Origin of the sequence: uncultured Psychroserpens sp., from assembly GCF_947503375.1 — a bacterium.
Classification (GTDB): domain Bacteria; phylum Bacteroidota; class Bacteroidia; order Flavobacteriales; family Flavobacteriaceae; genus Psychroserpens.
The window spans coordinates 12,228-33,055 of record NZ_CANNDQ010000012.1 but is presented as its reverse complement, the minus strand read 5'-3'; the positions used below and the strand labels follow the sequence as shown (position 1 = coordinate 33,055).

Below are 20,828 nucleotides of genomic sequence, written 5' to 3'. Positions count from 1 at the left end.
TTATATGCACATTGCGATACAATTCTAGTAAAAGAAAAGCAGTGGATTAAGAAAGGAACGAAAATCGGAACAATTGGAAATGTAGATGGTCAGTATCTTGCACATTTACACTTGGAAATCAGAAATAATCTAGAATTGCCAATAGGAGCTGGATATTCTGAAATTACTGATGGTTATTTAAATCCAACTGAATTTATAAAAGAAAATCGATGATTGTACAGCACCTAACAACGTGTATAATTCATTGTTCAGCCTGTGTCTTTTCGGAAAATCCTACGGATTTTCCTACGTTGTGGTATAATTTACTAACTCAGTGCTAGACACCACAACGAAACCATACACGAACACGTTGTACACAATTTAAGAGAACGCCTGAACAAAGAAGAATTAAATAAAGAAAAGAGAAAAACTATACCACTTACAAAAGAGGAATGGTTTAATTTTTTCATTTTTCCTGTAAATCCAAATTCTCGTCTGAATTCAAAAAGTGCAAATCAAATTGAATTCGACAGATTCAAAAAATTTGGGTTTGAAAAGAAAATGGAACAAGCTGAAACTGCACAAATCGCTGGAGTTTTATTCTACTTTTTCCTAATCTTAATTGCAATTATCATTTTTCAAATCATATAGCTATGGATGAGGCATTATTGCAATCGGAATATAATTACGAAATGAATAAATGTGTTCTCGTTCAAGGCGACATTCATTCTGTTTGGGCATATGTGATTAACATAACTAACAATCGAGACGAAATAGAATTTGATGGATTTATATGTTCTCGAGGAACTTTGATTGATGAAAGTAACGAAATTGAGGCTTATATAAATCACGCCCAAGGTTATGCACCACCATTATTAACCGAATATAAAAATGAATATTCGATTATAAATGACCTTATTGAAAGCGATATAAAAATTGACTGGAAAGACAATATAGTCCGAATTTTAATAAAAGGAACTGAATATTTAAAAATGGATTTGGAAACCAAAATGTCCTATTCAAAAGGAATTTCGAAAAGCGGAGCATATGGAATTCCATTAAAAGAATAAATAAAAACTGTGTACAACAACGTGTATAACTCATTGCGGCTGAATTCCGATTAGGAATTCATTGCAATTTGTTATCTTTCGGTTACAGCGGAAAATCATAGCTGATTTCCCGCAACGAGCCATACACAAAACCGTTAGGTGTCATTTAAAAAGACACTCTGTCATATATTCTACATTGGCATAAAAATTGACAATTAATTTCCAGAAAATAAGTTCATTGAAATAATAATATTTGGATTAGACTTTAGGCTCACTCATAAACCTATCGTCAGGATTGCCCTAGAACATCTTTTGAGATATTGTGTCAGAACGATTTACCTCGTTTGGCTCTATTTAACCTTAAGTTGTTCTGTGTGCTTCTCGTTTGATGCCATTGTGTATGACAGCACAAAGCCAATGGAATCAATGGTATCAAGCTCTTTTAAGAGCAGAGAGCGCAGGGCATCAGTCACATTTTCTGCAAAAAATGTAAAAAAGTTGCAAAAGTCAGAAAAAAACTTAAATTTGAATGAAATGAGTACATATTACACCATCAATTTAGGCGTCAGCGGACAATCCAAAAAAATGCCGTCCACAACGCCTGTGAGAAAACGCTTGAATTTAACCTCAAGTTCGCGTTAGACTTTAGGCTCACTCATAAACCTATCGTCAGGATTGCCCTAGAACATCTTTTGAGATATTGTGTCAGAACGATTTACCTCGTTTGGCTCTATTTAACCTTAAGGGGTTCTGTGTCTATATTGTAAGGAGCTGTCATACGGACAACTGCTTGTCTTCCAAAAGGTCTTTGCAACACAAGAATAGATGAAAAAATCATTACTATATAAAATATCATCCCAAGAGAAGCTTCTAGATGCTTGGGGAAAACTAAATAAAACTAACAAATCCTCACACGGACTAGATAACATTTCAATTGAAGATTTCACGAATAATCTTGATGATAAAATATCTTCAATTTCCAAAAAATTAAGAGAAAACACCTATTCGTTTTCGGCAAACCGTGCAGTTCTAATTCCAAAATCAAATGGGAAGTTTAGACCTTTACAAGTTCCTGTAATTTCAGATAGACTAGTTTTAAAAGCCATTGCAATAGAATTAGAAAATCAATTCGCAAAAACAATTTCAAAAAGTGACGGAGTAAGTTTTGCTTACCAAAAAAAATTAGGTGTTAAAAACGCTATTGAAAAAATTAAAGAGCTTTACGACAAAGGCAACCCAGTCGTTCTTGAAGCAGATTTAATAAATTTCTTTGGTGAAGTAGATAAAAACGTACTGCTTTCAAAACAAATATTCCCACAGTTACCAGATGACAGTTTAAATAAGCTAATAGAATCTGCGCTAAATCAAGAAATTGGAGGTTTAGAAAATATTCAAAAAAATCAACGCCATTATTTTGAAGATTTGAATGACGGAATACCACAAGGAAACCCCTTATCACCACTTCTATCTAATATTTACTTATCACCATTTGACACTTATATCAAAAGTAAAAATTACAATTTAGTCAGATATGCTGATGACTTTGTTATTTTATGTTCGAATGAAAAAGAGTGTCAAAAGGCTTTTGATGATTGCGAATTAATTCTTAAAAAACTTGGACTAAAAATTCATCCATTATCGGAGGGAGATAAGACCAAAATAGTAGATTTAAAAAATTCAACCTTTGATTTTTTATCAATCACTTTCAATGGTAAAAGTTTTTATCCTTCAAAAAGCAATATTGATAGATTAAAAAGTAAAATACGAGATATCTGCAACGGAAAAGTCGATTACAATGTTTTATCCTTATTAAAGAAAATCTCTAATGTTTATGATGGTTGGGTTTCTGCATTTTATTATACTGAAGTTGAGAGATTTTCAGAAGAATTAGACATTTTTATTAATCGTCATTTATTTTTAGCCTTAAAGAACTTTGAATGGAAATTTACACCTTCTTCTAAAGGAATAATACCATACAAATACAGAAAAATGGGTGGAAAAACAAGAGAATGTCTATCTGACAAACAACGTAAAAAATCTGGAATACCTCTTTGTTCGGAATTACTTGAACAGAAACGAAATAAAAACGCCACCTAACAATGTGTATAATTCATTGCTAGTAAAGGCTTACTTGCGAAAATTCCGCTGGAATTTTCTATCTGTGATTATTTGCTAACTTTAATGCTTAAACACGCAACGAAATCATACACTAGACCGATGGAATACATTCGCCAAAGGCGAACTTTAATATGCGCAGCTTCGCTGTCATTGCATCTTAAAGTAAATGTATTCCATCTCAGGATTAAACCAAATTACTACAATTCTTATTTGCTAAATTATCGCCTTTAACGAGCTTCGAGCTAAAACGTAAGCCATCGTCGGTTAATAGTAATTTGATTCTGTTTCTCGAATTCTCAATCTAATAAATTCTGCAATTTACGCTTCGCTAAAGCGAAACTAATTGATGAACAATAAATTAAGATTTATTCGAAGTTGCCTTCTTAAATTATTGTTTAAGAATTTATTATCTTTTCATTCTCTAACCAGAACTACGTTTAACACTGAGTTACCTAAAATTGTTCCAAACTTACTCAAATCCGAATTTGATTTTACTCAGATGTGGAGTTGTTCGCCATTCAAACTCTGAATAATTTGCTTACTCGAACTCGGAACTCAACTCATACGTGAAATCTAACTCAGACTCAGATTTGTTTGCCACTCAAACTCTGAATAGTTTGCTTACTCAAACTCGGAACTTAACTCGCTCATGGAATCTAACTCAGATGCGGATTTTAACCTCTTGCGGAAATAAATACGCTTACGCTTTTAGCTTCAAAGCGTTTTTTAAACACTTTTTGCCATTTAATCTGTCAAAAGCAAAACTAAAGTTTAGCTTTTGAGACGTAAATTGTTCGAATTGTTAAGGCAAAACTTTATGTGATTACTCAAATCAGTCACAACGTTAGGTGACAATGTGTATAATCAATGCTCACTTTTTTACTTCATAGAAAAAATACTACCTTTAAATAACTGATTTGCTACGATGGAAAATCCTGCGGATTCTCAATCGCACAAATCATACACGAACACGTTGGGCACAATGTGAACAAAAATTGGAAAACTCATTAGAAATTGTTAAAACTGAATCTGAAAATGCTTAAATTTACGTTATGAATACATTTGTTGAAGAACCAGTAGTAACGTATAATCAACTTAATTTAAGTTTTTCTAACTACACAAAAGAACGAAAACTTGAACCTCTTGTAAAATGGGCAGGTGGAAAAGAACAGGAACTAAAGTATATCATTCCGAATCTTCCTGACTATTTCGAAAATTATTACGAGCCTTTTGTTGGAGGAGGCTCAGTCTATACCGCAATTCAAGCAAAAGAATATTTCATAAATGACAAAGCACACGAATTAATTGATTTATATAAAATCATAGTTTCGGACGAAAGGGAAATGTTCTTCAAAGCAATTGAGGAAATAATTCACAATTGGGAAGTTTTAGGAAATATTTCAGAAAAAAATCAAAGTTTTTTTATAAAAATCTATAAAGATTTTGCCTGCGGCAAAATATCTAAAGATATTTTGTCCAACAAAATTTATGAGTTTATTTTAAAAAACTCTAAAGAATTCAACGGGCTTTTTTCATCATATTTTAACTTTAATATTGAAAATTTCCTAAAAGAAATAAAGAAAAATTTAGTTCGTAAAACTTCAAGAATGAAAGTTCTTGAACAAGAAAAAGGTAAATTACCAGACAAAGATATTTTAGACAATATTGAAACTGCATTGAAAAGTGCATTTTATATGCACTTTCGACATATTTACAACTTTCATAAAAAGTACGAACTAAACCAAGCCTTTTATACAGCAATATTCTTATTCATCAGAAATTACGCTTATTCTGGAATGTTTCGTTATAATTCAAAAGGCGAATTTAATGTTCCTTATGGTGGGATTGCTTACAACAAAAAGAACTTTAGAAAGAAGATAGAATATCTAAAATCAGAACCTTTACAAGAATTGTTATCTAAAACTAATATTGTAAATGCAGATTTTCAAGACTTTTTTAATATTTACGAGCCAACTGAAAATGATTTTATTTTTTTAGACCCACCATATGATACAGAATTCAGTACTTATGCTCAAAACGATTTTGTAAAAACCGACCAAAAAAGGCTTGCTGACTTTTTAATTAATAATTGTAAAGCAAAATGGATGATGATTATAAAAAATACCGACTTCATTTTTGATTTATACAATCATCCTAACATTAAGATTTCAACGTTTGACAAAACTTATTTAGTAAGTTTTATGAATAGAAACAATAAAAATGTTGAACATCTTTTAATTACAAATTATTAATAAGAACCATGGCACACACAGAAGCACAGATAAGAAGAGCAATAAAACCACTTTTAACTGTTTATGGCGAATTAAACACTTCTGAAGTTAAAAGTTTATTACATACAGTTTTAACTTTTGATGCTGAAGACAATATAAAATCTAAGACTCGTAATGAAACTCTAATTATTCAACGTATAGGCAATATTGTAGCACATCAAGGAGAAAAAGTGAAAGTTTATGATGAAGGCTTTATAGTTGATAAAAATTATAGACCAGCAAAATTTTCTCTTTTAAACCCTATTTCTAACAAAGTTATTCAGCCTGATGAAGTAACTACAATTAAGGAAAAAACAAGACGTTTTATTGGACGTAAAGTTGATTGGGAAAAAGTAAGAGACCGAAATAATGAAATAGGAGACCAAGGTGAGGAATTTGTTTTGGAATTTGAAATTGACCGATTAATAGAAACTCTTTCAATAGAAAGAGCAAAAGCGATGCAAAATGTTCAGCATTTGAGTAGATTACAAGGAGATGGATTAGGTTATGATATTTCCTCAATAAATGATGATGGTTCACCTCGTTATATCGAAGTTAAAACAACAAGTGGTGATTTTAATCAACCATTTTTCATGAGTGAAAATGAAAGAAGATTTTTTGAGGAATATGGAGACTCTGCTTTTATTTATCGAGTATATAACTTTGATAAAGAAGCTCGACACGGAAACGTTAAAATTATAAGTAGTAGTGAATTATTTTCCGATTTTACTTTTGATACTACAACTTGGAAAGTAACACCGAAATAAAACACTGTGCCCAACAATGGCTATAAGTAATTGCTTGTTCTCGCTTACTACTGAAAACCATCGCAGATTTTCAGTTTGGTGTGTACTTGCAAAGTTAAGTGCTAAACCACGCAACGAAACCATACATAAATACGATGGAATACATTCGCCAAAGGCGAACTTTAATATGCGCAGCTTCGCTGTCATTGCATCTTAAAGTAAATGTATCCCATCTCAGGGTTAAACCAAATTACTACAATTCTTATTTGCTAAATTATCGCCTTTAACGAGCTTCGAGCTAAAACGTAAGCCATCGTCGGTTAATAGTAATTTGATTCTGTTTCTCGAATTCTCAATCTAATAAATTCTACAATTTACGCTTCGCTAAAGCGAAACTAATTGACGAACAATAAATTAAGATTTATTCGAAGTTGCCTTCTTAAATTATTGTTTAAGAATTTATTATCTTTTCATTCTCTAACCAGAACTACGTTTAACCCTGAGTTAGGCGTAAGCATTGATTGAGTAATGAGATTAAAATTAAACGCTAAGCACTAAAAATACTATAATCTATTTAGTTAATATACAGTTCTAGCTATTATATAATTTTGAAATACTATTTTTCTACAAAATGCATTTAATGAACATTACAATACTGTCAAATTCCAATATATAATCATTGTGATTCCACTAGAAATAAACAAAAAAAACGATGCAAGTTATAAAGAAGCCATTGTTACATTTATTGATATTTTGGGATTCAAGTCGATGGTAGAATCCTTGTCCGCAAATAGAATTTCAGATATTTTAGCGAAATTTCAATACGTTTCACAAAGACATATAAATGTAAAAGTATCTAATGCAAATGGCTCGGAAAATATAAAGAGGCCACCGAAAGTAATATACTTTTCAGATTCACTCGTACGAATTTCATATCCAATGAATTTATACAGTAAGGAAACACCCGACTACGAAACTTTAAACAAATCAGTAAATATTCAGTGGGAAATAGACGATATCTCGAATTTTCAAAAACTATTGTTGTTAGAAGGTATATTAATTCGTGGTGGGATGACCTATGGTAAAATATATTTTAATGAAATGACTTCCCAATTATTTGGTCCTGCAATGAATAGAGCCTATTTTATTGAAAATAACCTAGCCAAATACCCTCGTATTGTCATAGATCCAGAAGTCATAAAATCAACAAATATAAATGTTGATCACAAATGTAATCATGAAGATGGTTTGGCTTCGATTAACTATTTCAATTTCCCTGCTTTCAATAATATAGGGTTTCTGATGTCCATTGAGGATTCAGAGGGTTCAAAAGTATTTAATGAACATTCAAACATGCAATTCAAAATGTTTGAAAAAAGAAAAGAAATAATTGACCAAGGATTAAGGAATAATTTAAACCAATCGTCAATTTACGATAAATATAATTGGCTAGCAGAAAAACATAATGATAGTGTTTCATTCTATATAGAAGTTTATAATGAACAGTCTGAGTTTATGAAGCTATCTGGAATACCGAAAAGAGAACAAGAGTATTATTTATAATGTCAATTTATTACACTTGCATTGATATGCCTACGCCTAACAACGTGTATAACTAATTGCTAAGGTGGTTAAGCAAAAGAAAAATTCTTACCTTTAATAAAAAATCAATCTAACGGAAAATAACATGCGTTAATTTCCGCAACTAGCCATACACGAAGACGATGGAATACATTCGCCAAAGGCGAACTTTAATATGCGCAGCTTCGCTGTCATTACATCTTAAAGTAAATGTATTCCATCTCAGGGTTAAACCAAATTACTACAATTCTTATTTGCTAAATTATCGCCTTTAACGAGCTTCGAGCTAAAACGTAAGCCATCGTCGGTTAATAGTAATTTGATTCTGTTTCTCGAATTCTCAATCTAATAAATTCTACAATTTACGCTTCGCTAAAGCGAAACTAATTGACGAACAATAAATTAAGATTTATTCGAAGTTGCCTTCTTAAATTATTGTTTAAGAATTTATTATCTTTTCATTCTCCAACCAGAACTACGTTTAACACTGAGTTGTGTGTAATTTGAAAAGCCAAATCTGAAGAATGATAATATTCGAAATCCTTGGGAAAATTTTTGTTCAACTTCTGTTCGAAGGGCTTATACTCGGGTTTTTTAAATTAATCGGTAAAGGATTTAACAAATTGGGTAAATTATTCTCTGGAACTGAAACACCAATTGACCCAATAAAAGTATTGGAGAAGAAATATCTTTATAAAAAAATTGAACTAACCGAAAATCTAAGCGAAGATTTAATATCAGGTCGACAAGGTGCAGTTATGGAAATAATTGACAAGGATAACGTATTTGCAGAGTTTTATGATAGTAAAGGAAAGCAAATAGCATTAAATAATGAATTGGTATTTAAAATTGGTATGAATCAATTCAAACTAAAAAAATAAAACAGTTCTCAATATTATTTAAAGTTATGATTAATAAGCATCCTTATGGAATTAGATATTGGTGGAGGGAAAGACTTCCATGGTTTTTAATCAATCTAGGAATTGCTGATAAAGGCAAAGACTGTGAATTGGTTAATGCAGAACATTCTTGGTATAATATTGATGAAAAGTCAAGTGGATGTTATTATTGCAAGGTTTCTAGTAAAGGTCAAAAGTGGAAATCATAAAACTACACACAACAACGTGTATAGTTCATTGCTCAGTTGGTTAAAACGAGAAAACTATCCTATAATTTGTATATTTATCTAATCGGAAAAAATTTTGTAACTCAACCTTGCATAAAAGGCTTCATCTGAATTCCGCTACGAAACCCTACACAATCTCGTTGGCACTAATATAGAAAAAGTGTTAATAAGAAATAAAAACTATATATATGATTTTTAGTATAAAATTGTTTAAACCTAATGCATTATATTTCATGACTTACATAATGCTATTTTTATCATCATTTGTCATGTCGCAAGAAAAAAAGTTTAAAGATTCAGAATTAACCAAACTAAAAATTGAAAAGATGATATCAAAAATTAATACTGAAGTTAGTTCTGAATTTATTTATGATTATCACAAGACAAAATTTGTTCCTCAACAAGGAAAAAAATTACTAATTATGGGGCAAACTCTTGAAAGTATAAAAGAGTATAAAGATAACTTTCAAAATGAACCAATTCCAAGTGGTTGGTCAGCTTATTGGGGCATACCTGAATTTAAAGGTATAACTGAGTCTTATAAAAATGATACAGGCAGTACACAAAATCATCAAATGCTAATCGATAGCTTTCCTAATACAGTTATACAAAGCGCCATGTGGATGGTAGGCAAGTGGGATATTTCAAAAAAAGCTGGCAAAGGAGACTATGATGAGGTTATCAAAAAGTATGGCGCTTGGGCAAAATCTACTAATCGACCAATTTACCTAAGAATAGGTTATGAATTTGATGGCTCTCATAACCAGCTAGAACCCAAGAAATATATAAAAGCATACAAACACATTGTTGACCTTTTACGAGAAGAAGGTGTAAACAATATTGCATTTGTTTGGCACTCTTACGCTTCGGAACCTTTCAAAGATTACAAACTATCTGATTGGTATCCTGGTGATAATTATGTAGATTGGATAGGTATCTCAGTTTTTGGTCATGCATATAATTCAGATTTTGGAACGCATTGTGATGACGTCCTACAATTTGCCAAGCAAAAGAAAAAACCTGTAATGATTGCCGAATCTAATCCAATTAAAGGTATTCATAAAGACAATATTGATGTTTGGGATCAGTGGTTTGTTAATTTTTTTACTTTCATTTATAATAAGAATATTAAAGCCGTTAGTTTCATTAACGAAGATTGGGAAAGACTCTACATTGAGGGAATTTCTAATTGGAAAGATTCTCGTCTTTTTAATAATGAAAAAATATCAAGGGCATGGTTTATGGAAACCAATAAAAGCACGTATTTAAAACAATCGCCCGAACTTTATGAACAATTAGAATATAAAAAACAAAAATAATTAATCATTCTGCATAGTTCATAAGAACAAAAAGTCAAAAAAATCAGTAGAACAGCTTAACTGAATTAAACAAGTAGAGCAACAACTTATACATAACCAATTACTGGTTCTCGTCTACTCGGAATACAAATAATATGAAAATGAAGAATATAATTTTTTTCTACTATGCCAACGTTACTTTGTTTTTGATTTCTTTAACTCAAAATGCTATATTACCGTTGGGCTTTAAGTTTTTTTAATCATGTTCATTGGTAATATTGTGAATTAAAAAACAATTCGAAATACCCAATATAATTAATTCGGAGTAAGACAGGTAATTTATAAATTAGAGTAGTTAAAGGAAGCTTGAAACTTTAATTGTTAATTAATCTTTTATATTTATAGTAAAAAAGTTGTGGTTAAGTTTTATAAATATAAATACAGTTATCGCTATGCTGAACACGTGCAAAGCATTTGGGCATTAACAAACGATGAGCATCATTGTAGAGAACCTATAATTGCAGATGGATTCCCAGAGATTTTATATCTAATTAAAGGTTCGCTAAAGATCTTTATTGGTGACAAAGAGTATACGATTAATAGTCATGCATACATTGGCATTGTAGATAAGAGTTCTTATTTTGAATTAGAACCAAATACAATAATTCTCTCTTTTAAGTTGATGCCATGGATGACATCAAATATCATTAAAGATGAAGCGCGTCATGCAAAGAATCAAGTTATTAATTTAGATGATTTAGCTTATGATAGCTGGCTTGATAAAGCATTCGATTTAGACAAAGACAATACTCTAGAATCACTAATTTATCATGTTATTTATAATGAATTACCACACATATTTAAAAACAAAAAAAGCATCCCATCTGCTCTAATAATTGATGTTTTTTCACAATTTGATTCTTTAAAAAAGCTTTCAAATTCTGTTAGAACAATAGGTAGTTCCAGATATTTTGAAAAACTATACAGCACGCACATAGGAATTAGTCCAATGCGATATAAACGATTACTAAAGATTAAAAAATCTACACTAATATTTGCGGAAAAATTTGATTCAAAAATTGAACCTTTAGCTCTTGCACTAGGATATTATGATTTAAGTCATTTCTATAAAGATTTTTTTATTTTTACAAATGATACGCCTAATGGATTTAAAAATAAGTCTCATAATTCGATACTTCTAGACGACAATAATTATAAAAGTCAATATATTTATTCGTAATCCTATCTTCACTTTGTTCGCTTTTTTACAATAGTATTCTATTGTTAGTATTGTTCTTTGTTAGAAAAGAAATATTAAAAATATAATACTGCTATGAAAAGAATTCTACAATTAGGACTCTGCGTCTTTTATATGGTTAGTGCAAGTGCTCAACAAAATGAGTCTCAAAATTTTGGAGTCATCCCAGATCCAATAATCGAACAGGATAATTATTACTCACAATTATTGAACGAAGTAGAAAATGATTTGAGTCAACTCAAAGGTACAGGTTATATGCAATATGTGAGAGAGCGATGGCTCTACGAACAACGTCGAAGTATAGATGGTTCAAGTAGCGTAACTAATAGATGGGAGGTGTTTCAAAACATTAGAGAGTTTAGTGAGCGTTCTGGTTCAGGCCCTATGGCTAACTGGCAAAATATCGGGCCAATAGATATGGATGGACATGGTGGAAGGATGATTTCTCACGCCTTTGATCCTAATTTACCTGATGTTATATGGGCTGGTTCAGCTTCAGGAGGCTTATGGCTTTCTCAAGATGGAGGAGATAGCTGGAGTCCTAAAACCGATAATATCCCATCCACAGGAGTTGGTGCAGTTGCTGTCAAACCTGATAACAGTAGTACGATTATTATTGGTACTGGTGAAGGTTATAGAACACCATGGGTTGTTATCAAAGGAGGTATTGGTGTTTTTAAATCAATAGATGGAGGAGAAACATGGCTTCCAACTAACTATAGTTATTCAAGTACTCTAGGTGTTTCTGTATTAAAAATAGCTTGGCATCCTACGAACACAAATATCTTATGGATGGCAGCTACGAATGGGTTGTGGAAAAGTATTGATGGTGGTGATAACTGGTCGGTTGTTTTTGGAGATGGAACCAATCATCAGAATTTTATTTTTAATGATATAATATTACAATCAGATAATCCTGATATAATTTTTGTTGCACAAGAGAATGTTGGAATTTTAAAGTCAATAGATGGCGGAAACACATTTAATTTAATCACTAACGGTTTACCCACTAGTAATATAAATTTCATCAGTATAGATCAAAGCCAATCTAATCCAGATATACTCTATACAAGTATCACTAGATTAAGCGATACAGGTCTAGAAGGAGTTTATAAATCTACTGATAATGGCACATCGTGGTCAAAACTTCTTAATACTCCAAATGCGTTTTGTATTACGAACAGTTTAGGGTTTTTCTGTCAAGGTTGGTATAACAATACAATAGCTGTATCTCCAATAGATCCAGATTTAGTTTTATTTGGTGGAATCAGTTTTTGGAGAACAACTGATGGTGGAATAACTTGGGAACAAAAAGATAGGACAGCTTGTCCTACATGCCCAGACACTCCATCATGCATGACTTATGTAGATCATCATGATATAGGTTTTGATCCTCATGATCCTACTACAGTGTATTCTATAAATGATGGTGGCATCTCAAAGAGTATAAATAATGGTACTTGTTGGACTAATGCGAATAACGGTTTAGTAACTGCTCAATTTTTATCTGTAGGTTCAGGTAGATCTAATACCAATATCGTTATAGGTGGATTATGGGACCATGGACTTCAAGGAGCTAACATTCAAAATGGACTTAATTGGGAGCGATGGGGATTTTTTGACGGGGTTAATGTTGCTGTAGATTTTAACAATGCTAATAATTATTTTGGAACCTGGATAAATGGAACATATTGGAGGTCTTCAAATGGAACAAATTCATTTGCTACACAAATTACTAATGGAATAAATTTGGGCGAAAATACGGGAAGTCATTTTGCTCCTTTAAGTATGCATCCCACAGATTCAAATATACTATTAGGTTCTACACAACAGGGACTTTACAAGAGCATCAATGCAGGTACTTTTTGGGTAAAAAAATTAACTGCCTCCATAGTTACAGATTTAACATTTAGCCAAGCTGACCCAAGTGTCTGCTATGCTGCAGCTTGGACTGGTTCGACATGGTCGGTATATAACAGTAATGATACAGGAGAAACATGGCAGCAAACCTCTGCTCCAGGTTGGAGAATGACAGATATAAAAACCAGTGGGCAAAACTCACAAACAGTATTTATTAGTCGCAATAGCATAAATGCAAATACACCGCATATCTATAAGTCAACTAATACTGGTATTACGTGGAACTCTATTCAAGGAGATTTACCTGATATTCAAGTCAATGCTATAGCTGTGGATCATACTAATGAAGATATTATATATGCAGCAACTGACTTAGGTGTATATATAACCACAAATGGAGGTGTGAATTGGACAGAATTTAATCATGGACTTCCAATCACATTCGTTACTGATATAGAATATAATCCAGTTGATAATAAATTGCGTGTAGCAACTTTGGGAAGAGGCGTTTGGATTTCTGATGCATATGATGTATTAAGTATAGATGAATATGAAAGTTTGAATGATGTTCATCTGTTTCCAAACCCAACAAACAGCAACAAGGTATTCATTCGATTTCCTAGTTCAATTTCACCAGATATGCTTGAGATAGAAATACTTAATTACTTAGGACAGAGACTACAAATTTTCCATAATGAAACTTTGAATATTATTGATAATACTATTGAACTTACAAACCTTAATTTAAATCAAAGTGATGGTTTCTATTTTGTGAGAATTAAATTAGGGAATAGGTCTATCGTTAAAAAACTGATTGCAAGTTAGTAGATTAATGTTTCAAAATTAAAAAGCAATGAAGAAAAATATATATACATACTTGACAATAATTTTACTGATATCTTGCGGAAGTGACGATAATTCTAATGACCAAACTAATTTAAACCCTTTGAGTCCTGTTACAGCTGTTAATGTATCTGATATTGGTAATAGCGGCAATGCTTCAGATATAAGAATAAGTTTTAATGTAAGCTCACAAAGTAATTTATTGGTGTATAGAGCGTTAGTTCTAGACGCAAATGCTAACCTTGCGCTAAACGAAGCTTTAGAACTACCAGAGAGTGCTTACCATGAATTTTCTTCTGACAATACTACTGTTTTGCCTGCTGGTCTTAAAACTGTTGGAGGTAATCTAATAATAGAAGGTGTTAATTACAAAGTCGCGATAATTTCTCTACATGCTATAGATACAAGCTTAAGTGCATTATCTTCATTTTCTGAAATTTTTACTTTAGTGAATACAGATTTATTACCATTAGATCCAGTAACATCAATTCAAATATTAGATAATACTAATAATGGAAATGCTTCAGACATAGACTTAAGTTTCGTAGATAATCAATCATCACAGTTATTGGCTGGCTATAGAGTTTTTGTATTAAAAGATAATTCTTCTATTGAATTAAATGAAGCGCTAAATAGTCCTTCTAATCTTTTTATTTCACTTTCACCATCAACAAATCAAGTAGTTTTAGACAGTGTTCTAAAAGATACCGATGGTGATGACATCATTGAAAATCAAAATTATAAAATTGTAATTTTGTCTGAACATTTAAATGACGCTTCCTTAAGCGTATTGTCAAACCCTTCTTCTTCATTCACATTACAGCGCACCAATCTAATAAGTACTTTAGTACCTTCAATAGGTATAGGCACTGGAGGGGTTTCAGTTGATGAAAATGATGTTATTTATGTTGCTGATTTTGGAGAAGCTTTATCTATAGGAAATGGCTCTAGCGTAGTGTCTATTACACCAGATGGTCAAGTATCAACTTTTATTTCTGGATTTTCAGATGGTGCTTCAGGGAATCATATTGATGCACAAGGTAATTTTTATCAGTCTCATCAAGCTGGAGGTAGAATTTCGATAACAGATACTAATGGTAATACTACAAATTTTACTTCTGGAGGATTATTGTCAGCACCAATAGGTATTGCTATTGATGATCAGAATAATCTTTATGTAGCTAATTGTGGAGGAGGCAATATCATTAAAGTTGATTCTAATGGGAATCAATCCATTTTTTCAGATAGTAACCTTTTAGCAGCGTGTCCAAATGGAATTACATTTGATTCTGACGATAATCTTTATGTGGCCAATTTTAGCAATGGAAACATTATCAAAGTTGTGCCTGATGGCTCAGCCAGTATTTTTGCCACAATTCCTGGGAATAATAATGGACATTTAATTTTTGCTGATGATAAGTTATATGTTGTTGCAAGATCAGCACATCAAATATATGAAGTTGATATGCTGTCTAATATCACACTTATAGCTGGAAATGGCGCAAGAGGTGCAGCTAATGGTTCGGCTCTTAATAGTAATATGTCTTTTCCAAATGATTTAGATATTAGTTCAGACGGAACTAGGCTTTATGTCAATGAAGTAGCTAATTCTACAGGCTCAGGTTTAGCACCAACACGTGTAAGAGTAATTCATTTAGATGCAGGAAATTAATAGCAAAGCTTAAAATATTATTTGATCTATAGATTAAATCCTTTATGAAAACAAATCATGTTCTGATTTAATTTTTTTTTGCTTTCAATATTAAATATCGCTGTTCAAAACCTAAACGAATTAGTATCACTTAATGCTTACTAAAGCTAGATTTCATAAATTAGAATACTTGAATTTAAAAGAAACTAATGTTAATAACCTACCAAAAAGTAACAGCTTTTTATAAAATCTTTAAAAATACGTTGCTCAAAAATATTTATAGCTCATTTGGTCAATTTTTCCTCTAGTTTCCTTCCTATTCGCTATCTTAGTATAAATACAACAAATGATACGCGAATACGTTAATCTTGATATATGCTGAACAATATTTGATATAAGAGAAGAAACACTCATTATGAAAAAAATTATGCTACTTCTGTTTTTAGCTTTCAAAATTCAATTTGCAAATGCAGATTCGTTTATGTGTAGTAATAATGGAATGCAATTCTATCCTAAAGATAAAGAGATTAGCTTAAATTCGATATTCATTATACAAGGTTATTCAAAAAGCCAAAAGACAATTAATAGCTTTAAAAATAGAGCGGTCTATTTACAAAGTAAGAATGGACAATTAATCGAACTAAAGCTTCAAGATATTTTAACAGGTCAAATGGGTTTAACCCAAGCACTCTTCAAACCATCAATAGAACTAGAATCAAATACAACTTATTACTTAAAATACTCAGACCAAACTGAATCAGAAACTAAAGAAATGGTAATCTGGAATTCAGAAAAAAAAGAAAAAGAAAAAGTCTATTGGAAAACAACAGACAAAAAATTTGCTACTATTCTAAATTCGAATCTTAAGATTGAATTTGAAAAAACTGAAGTTGAATTTTATGGTTGCGGACCATCTGTAAACGCAATTTTTAATGTTAAAAATAAATCTGTGACTAAAGTTTGGTACAAGACAGAAGTTATTAATATCACTACAAACAAAAAAACCATCTACTATATAAAAGAATGGGACAAAAAACTTGCTGTTGGTCATGGTATGTGTGCTGGAGCATTTACTTTTTATGAAAAAGGGAAATATAAAGTGAGGTTCACACCTATGAACACAGACGGACAAACATTAAAAACAACTGAATGGACAACTTTTAATAGTCCGCTAAAAATTTAAAACAGTATGAAAACAACACCTGAACACGATACTCGAATTGCAAAAATGACATTTGCATCTGTATACCCTCATTATGTTAATAAAGTTGAGAAAAAAGGAAGAACTAAAAAAGAATTGCATCAAGTGATAGAATGGTTAACAGGTTTTGATGACAATAAACTAAAAGAATTAATCGAACAAAAAGTGACTTTTGAAGCATTCTTTGCACATGCAACACTGAATACAAATACACACCTAATAAAAGGAGTTATTTGTGGTTATAGAATAGAAGAAATTGAAACTCCATTGACAAAACAAGTTAGATACCTAGACAAGTTAGTAGACGAGCTAGCAAGAGGTAGAAAGATGGAGAAAATCTTGCGACAAGAATAAAAAAGTAACGCAAACATAAGCCAGCGTGTTGGCAGTAATTAGGCAGTAACAACTATGATATATAAACTTCACACCATTCTATTAGGATTTTTTGTTTGTTTAGCAAGTTGTAATAATAATGATGAAAGTGTAAGCTCAGACCTTGTTAATAGGAATTTTAAGATGGGATTTACGACTTGGAGCTTTGGACCTACAGAACAAGATGTGGAAGATACATATTTGTTTATAGAAAACAATTCAGATATTTATGCTGAACATATTGATAACAAAATTCCTTGGAATGCTTGGATAAATAATCTGATTTTACCAACTGAATTCACAAATGAAATTAACGGACGAGTAAACAGAAAAATACATACTAAGCAATTTTTGCTTTCTGTAAGTTTATTAAATTCTAATAGAGATGAACTTGCTTTAGATTTTGATGGAACAATTCCTTCATACACAAACCTAAACGATATTGAAATTGAAGATGCCTATTTTAGGCATATTCGTTATTTGGTTAATCAATTTTCACCTGATTACTTAGTCATCGCTATAGAAGTAAATGAATTAAGGTTGAGAAATGAAAGTAAATGGAATGCTTATAAACTATTAATTCAAAATGTAAAATCAAGAATTAAACAACTGTATCCTAACTTGAGCATTTCAGAGTCAATATCACTACATAATTTATACGAGCCAAATATTGACAACCCTACAGAATACATAGATGAAGTTATCAACCATATGAATCAAATGGACTTTGTATCTATCAGCTTTTACCCCTTTATCAAAAACCAACACTCAAGGAATGAGTTTCAGCAAACCCTAGATTTCTTACACAATAGAATAACCAAGCCCATAGCCTTTGTAGAAAGTAGTCACCTTGCGGAAAACTTATTGGTACCTAACCTAAATATATCAATTAACGGAAACGAAACAGAGCAAAACAACTACTTAGAGACCCTCTTAACAAATGCACAACAACAAGATTATGAATTCATAATTTGGTGGGCTCACAGAGATTATGACGCGCTTTGGGAAACATTCCCAATAGAACTTATGGATATTGGAAAATTATGGAGAGATACTGGCTTACTCGATGAAGAAGGAAATGAAAGATTATCATTCACTACTTGGAAAACAATTTTCGAACACTAATTATATCGCCTAATATTATAAAAAACAGATAATTAAATTTGAATTGGTCTCATGTTAGATTGATTCTAAATCAGAATATTACAAGTAAAAGCTTACAGAGAACTTTGTTTCGCGCAATGCTTTATGGAATAAAAAAAAATACCAGCGCTTCACAATAACCAACTATAAATATAACAAACCATTATCTTTGTTTTGAAATAAAAAACAATACTGCATGCCAATACTATATGATTGTGTGATTTTAACAGACCATCGTTATCTCAACGACTCAAAAACCGATAGCTATAAACACAATGTTTATTATGAAGATCGATTGGTACATCATGCTCTAGAGGATTTAGGACTTAAAACACTGCGCTTGGCTTGGGACGATCATCTTTTTGATTGGTCTACCACAAAATCGGTATTGTTTCGCACTACTTGGGACTATTTTGATCGTTTTAAGGAATTTTCCATTTGGTTAGAAAACATTTCAAAGCAAACCACACTTTTGAATTCTGAAGCATTAATTCGTTGGAATATCGATAAACATTATCTATTAGATCTACATGAAAAAGGTATTCACATCGCAGAAAGTCATTTTATAGAACAAGGAGCACAAGTAACGTTAGCTCAATTACATCACATATTAGACTGGAAAGATACCGTTTTGAAGCCCTGTATTTCTGGTGCAGCAAGACACACCTATAAACTAGATCTAGAAAACTTAAATTCTCATGAATCTATTTTTCAAAAACTCATTTCTAACGAAGCAATGATGTTACAACCATTTCAGCATAATATTATAACTAAAGGTGAAATTTCAATGATGGTTTTTAATGGTCAGTATACTCATGCTATTCTGAAAAAAGCCAAAGCTGGTGATTTTAGAGTACAAGACGATTTTGGAGGAAGTATTCATAATTACAAGCCTAGTGATGAAGAAGTCGCTTTTGCCGAGGCCTGTGTTAAAGCATGTATTGAATTACCTATTTATGCTAGAGTAGATGTTTTTGAAGATAATAATGGAGCTATTGCACTTTCAGAATTAGAACTTATCGAACCTGAGTTGTGGTTCAGACATCATAAAAACGCTGCAAAACTTTTAGCAAGATCTATTAAAGACAAACTAGCAAATGAAAATTAAGCGCATTCTAAAAATTAGTCTAGGTATTATTATATTTTTCACCTTACCTTCTCTTCTACTGTTTGGTTTTGTATACCTAAAATATAATGAAGATCTTCCTATAGGTGTTCAAGGTCAAGCCGCAGATAATTTGGTCATAAAAATGCTCGACGCATTAGATCATGATGCCTACAAAGCTACCGATTACATTGAATTTACCTTTAAAAAAAGGCATCATTATAAATGGTACAAATCTGAAAATATCTGTGAAATTTATTGGAAAAACATCAAAGTAAACTTAGACTTAAACAATCATGACAAGTCACAGGTATTCATAGATAATACAATTTATAATAATACTGATGCCCATGGGTACATTCGTAAAGCTGAGCATTTCTTCAATAATGATACTTTTTGGTTGGTAGCACCTTATAAAGTATTTGACGATGGCGTAAACCGCAGTATTGTAAAAACTAAAGATAACAACGATGCGCTATTAGTCACGTATACGTCTGGAGGAACTACTCCAGGAGACTCCTATTTATGGCACTTAGATGAAAATGGTAAACCCACTAGCTTTCAAATGTGGGTTGATATCTTGCCTATTAAAGGTCTAGAAGCATCGTGGGAAGATTGGACCACAACCAAAACTGGAGCCATCCTACCAACATTTCATAAATTATTGGTGTTAGGCTTAGAGATTGACAACATTAAAACCAGAACAGCAGCATTTGAAACCATTGAGGTTAAATGCATTACCGAACAAACTGAAAAGCCTTCACGACAATCTAAAGAACTCACTTCTAATACAAAAACAACATGCAGCTTCGGAAATTTTGTATCAATAGCTACAGCAAATAACAATTCTCAAGAAAATGACAATTTGGAATATCAATTGTACAGAAAAGTTGATGATACTTTGATCGCTATAAAAAACTCAGAAATGTTTAACTCAAATATTAAACAAATTGAGCAAAGAATCAACGAAGAAACAAAAGCACATTACAATTATCTGAAGACGATTCCAAGTACACAACCTTGTTTAAATGACTTTACACTAGAGTATTATAGTATTGATGATATGGGCATAACATTTGACGATTCTAAAAACATTACTTTTCATATCAACTATAGTCTAAGTAATGCTTGCAAATCGGTTAAGGGATCTATACACACTTCTAAATTAAAAGATTTTGAGTATTACTTCCATAAAAAAGACCTAATAGTAAAATAAATTGAACTTAAT

Annotated in this window: 17 protein-coding genes; all 17 read left to right on the top strand. The window is 31.6% G+C overall.

Annotated elements, in window-relative coordinates:
• Window positions 1–213 (top strand): M23 family metallopeptidase (locus Q0876_RS15055; protein WP_299229506.1); only part of this gene is annotated, 213 nt, incomplete at its 5' end.
• 419 nt (window positions 214–632) lie between these two features.
• Window positions 633–1,049, top strand: a complete 417-nt coding sequence (locus Q0876_RS15050; RefSeq protein ID WP_299229503.1) for a hypothetical protein — start codon at window positions 633–635, stop codon at window positions 1,047–1,049.
• 804 nt (window positions 1,050–1,853) lie between these two features.
• Entirely contained in the window at window positions 1,854–3,125 is a 1,272-nt protein-coding gene (locus Q0876_RS15045) for a reverse transcriptase domain-containing protein (protein WP_299229500.1), read from the top strand.
• 1,073 nt (window positions 3,126–4,198) lie between these two features.
• Window positions 4,199–5,398 carry a DNA adenine methylase gene (locus tag Q0876_RS15040; protein WP_299229497.1) on the top strand — a complete coding sequence of 400 codons (1,200 nt, stop codon included), beginning with the start codon at window positions 4,199–4,201 and terminating at the stop codon, window positions 5,396–5,398.
• Between the two features lie 8 nt (window positions 5,399–5,406).
• Window positions 5,407–6,183 carry a DUF3883 domain-containing protein gene (locus tag Q0876_RS15035; RefSeq protein WP_299229494.1) on the top strand — a complete coding sequence of 259 codons (777 nt, stop codon included), beginning with the start codon at window positions 5,407–5,409 and terminating at the stop codon, window positions 6,181–6,183.
• 918 nt (window positions 6,184–7,101) lie between these two features.
• Window positions 7,102–7,725, top strand: a complete 624-nt coding sequence (locus tag Q0876_RS15030) for a hypothetical protein (protein ID WP_299229491.1) — start codon at window positions 7,102–7,104, stop codon at window positions 7,723–7,725.
• Between the two features lie 542 nt (window positions 7,726–8,267).
• A complete protein-coding gene (locus tag Q0876_RS15025; RefSeq protein WP_299229489.1) occupies window positions 8,268–8,624 on the top strand; it encodes a hypothetical protein in 357 nt (118 codons plus the stop codon).
• Between the two features lie 26 nt (window positions 8,625–8,650).
• Window positions 8,651–8,851, top strand: a complete 201-nt coding sequence (locus tag Q0876_RS15020) for a hypothetical protein (protein WP_299229488.1) — start codon at window positions 8,651–8,653, stop codon at window positions 8,849–8,851.
• A gap of 206 nt (window positions 8,852–9,057) precedes the next feature.
• Complete coding sequence (locus Q0876_RS15015; protein WP_299229485.1) at window positions 9,058–10,188, top strand: glycoside hydrolase family 26 protein; 1,131 nt, start codon at window positions 9,058–9,060, stop codon at window positions 10,186–10,188.
• A 442-nt stretch (window positions 10,189–10,630) separates the two neighbouring features.
• On the top strand, window positions 10,631–11,407 hold the full coding sequence (locus tag Q0876_RS15010) for a helix-turn-helix domain-containing protein (RefSeq protein ID WP_299229482.1): 777 nt from the start codon (window positions 10,631–10,633) through the stop codon (window positions 11,405–11,407).
• Window positions 11,408–11,500: 93 nt separating this feature from the next.
• On the top strand, window positions 11,501–14,110 hold the full coding sequence (locus Q0876_RS15005; protein ID WP_299229479.1) for a T9SS type A sorting domain-containing protein: 2,610 nt from the start codon (window positions 11,501–11,503) through the stop codon (window positions 14,108–14,110).
• A gap of 28 nt (window positions 14,111–14,138) precedes the next feature.
• A complete protein-coding gene (locus Q0876_RS15000; protein ID WP_299229476.1) occupies window positions 14,139–15,800 on the top strand; it encodes an NHL repeat-containing protein in 1,662 nt (553 codons plus the stop codon).
• Between the two features lie 394 nt (window positions 15,801–16,194).
• Entirely contained in the window at window positions 16,195–16,962 is a 768-nt protein-coding gene (locus tag Q0876_RS14995; protein ID WP_299229473.1) for a hypothetical protein, read from the top strand.
• A 6-nt stretch (window positions 16,963–16,968) separates the two neighbouring features.
• Complete coding sequence (locus tag Q0876_RS14990; protein WP_299229470.1) at window positions 16,969–17,334, top strand: DUF2200 domain-containing protein; 366 nt, start codon at window positions 16,969–16,971, stop codon at window positions 17,332–17,334.
• 54 nt (window positions 17,335–17,388) lie between these two features.
• Window positions 17,389–18,477: a glycosyl hydrolase 53 family protein gene (locus Q0876_RS14985; protein WP_299229467.1), complete on the top strand. Its 1,089-nt coding sequence runs from the start codon at window positions 17,389–17,391 to the stop codon at window positions 18,475–18,477.
• A gap of 214 nt (window positions 18,478–18,691) precedes the next feature.
• Window positions 18,692–19,603, top strand: coding sequence for a hypothetical protein (locus Q0876_RS14980; protein ID WP_299229464.1), 912 nt, complete (start codon window positions 18,692–18,694; stop codon window positions 19,601–19,603).
• Entirely contained in the window at window positions 19,593–20,816 is a 1,224-nt protein-coding gene (locus Q0876_RS14975) for a hypothetical protein (protein ID WP_299229460.1), read from the top strand. The genes Q0876_RS14980 and Q0876_RS14975 overlap by 11 nt, the downstream gene beginning before the upstream one ends.
• Window positions 20,817–20,828 lie beyond the last annotated feature (12 nt).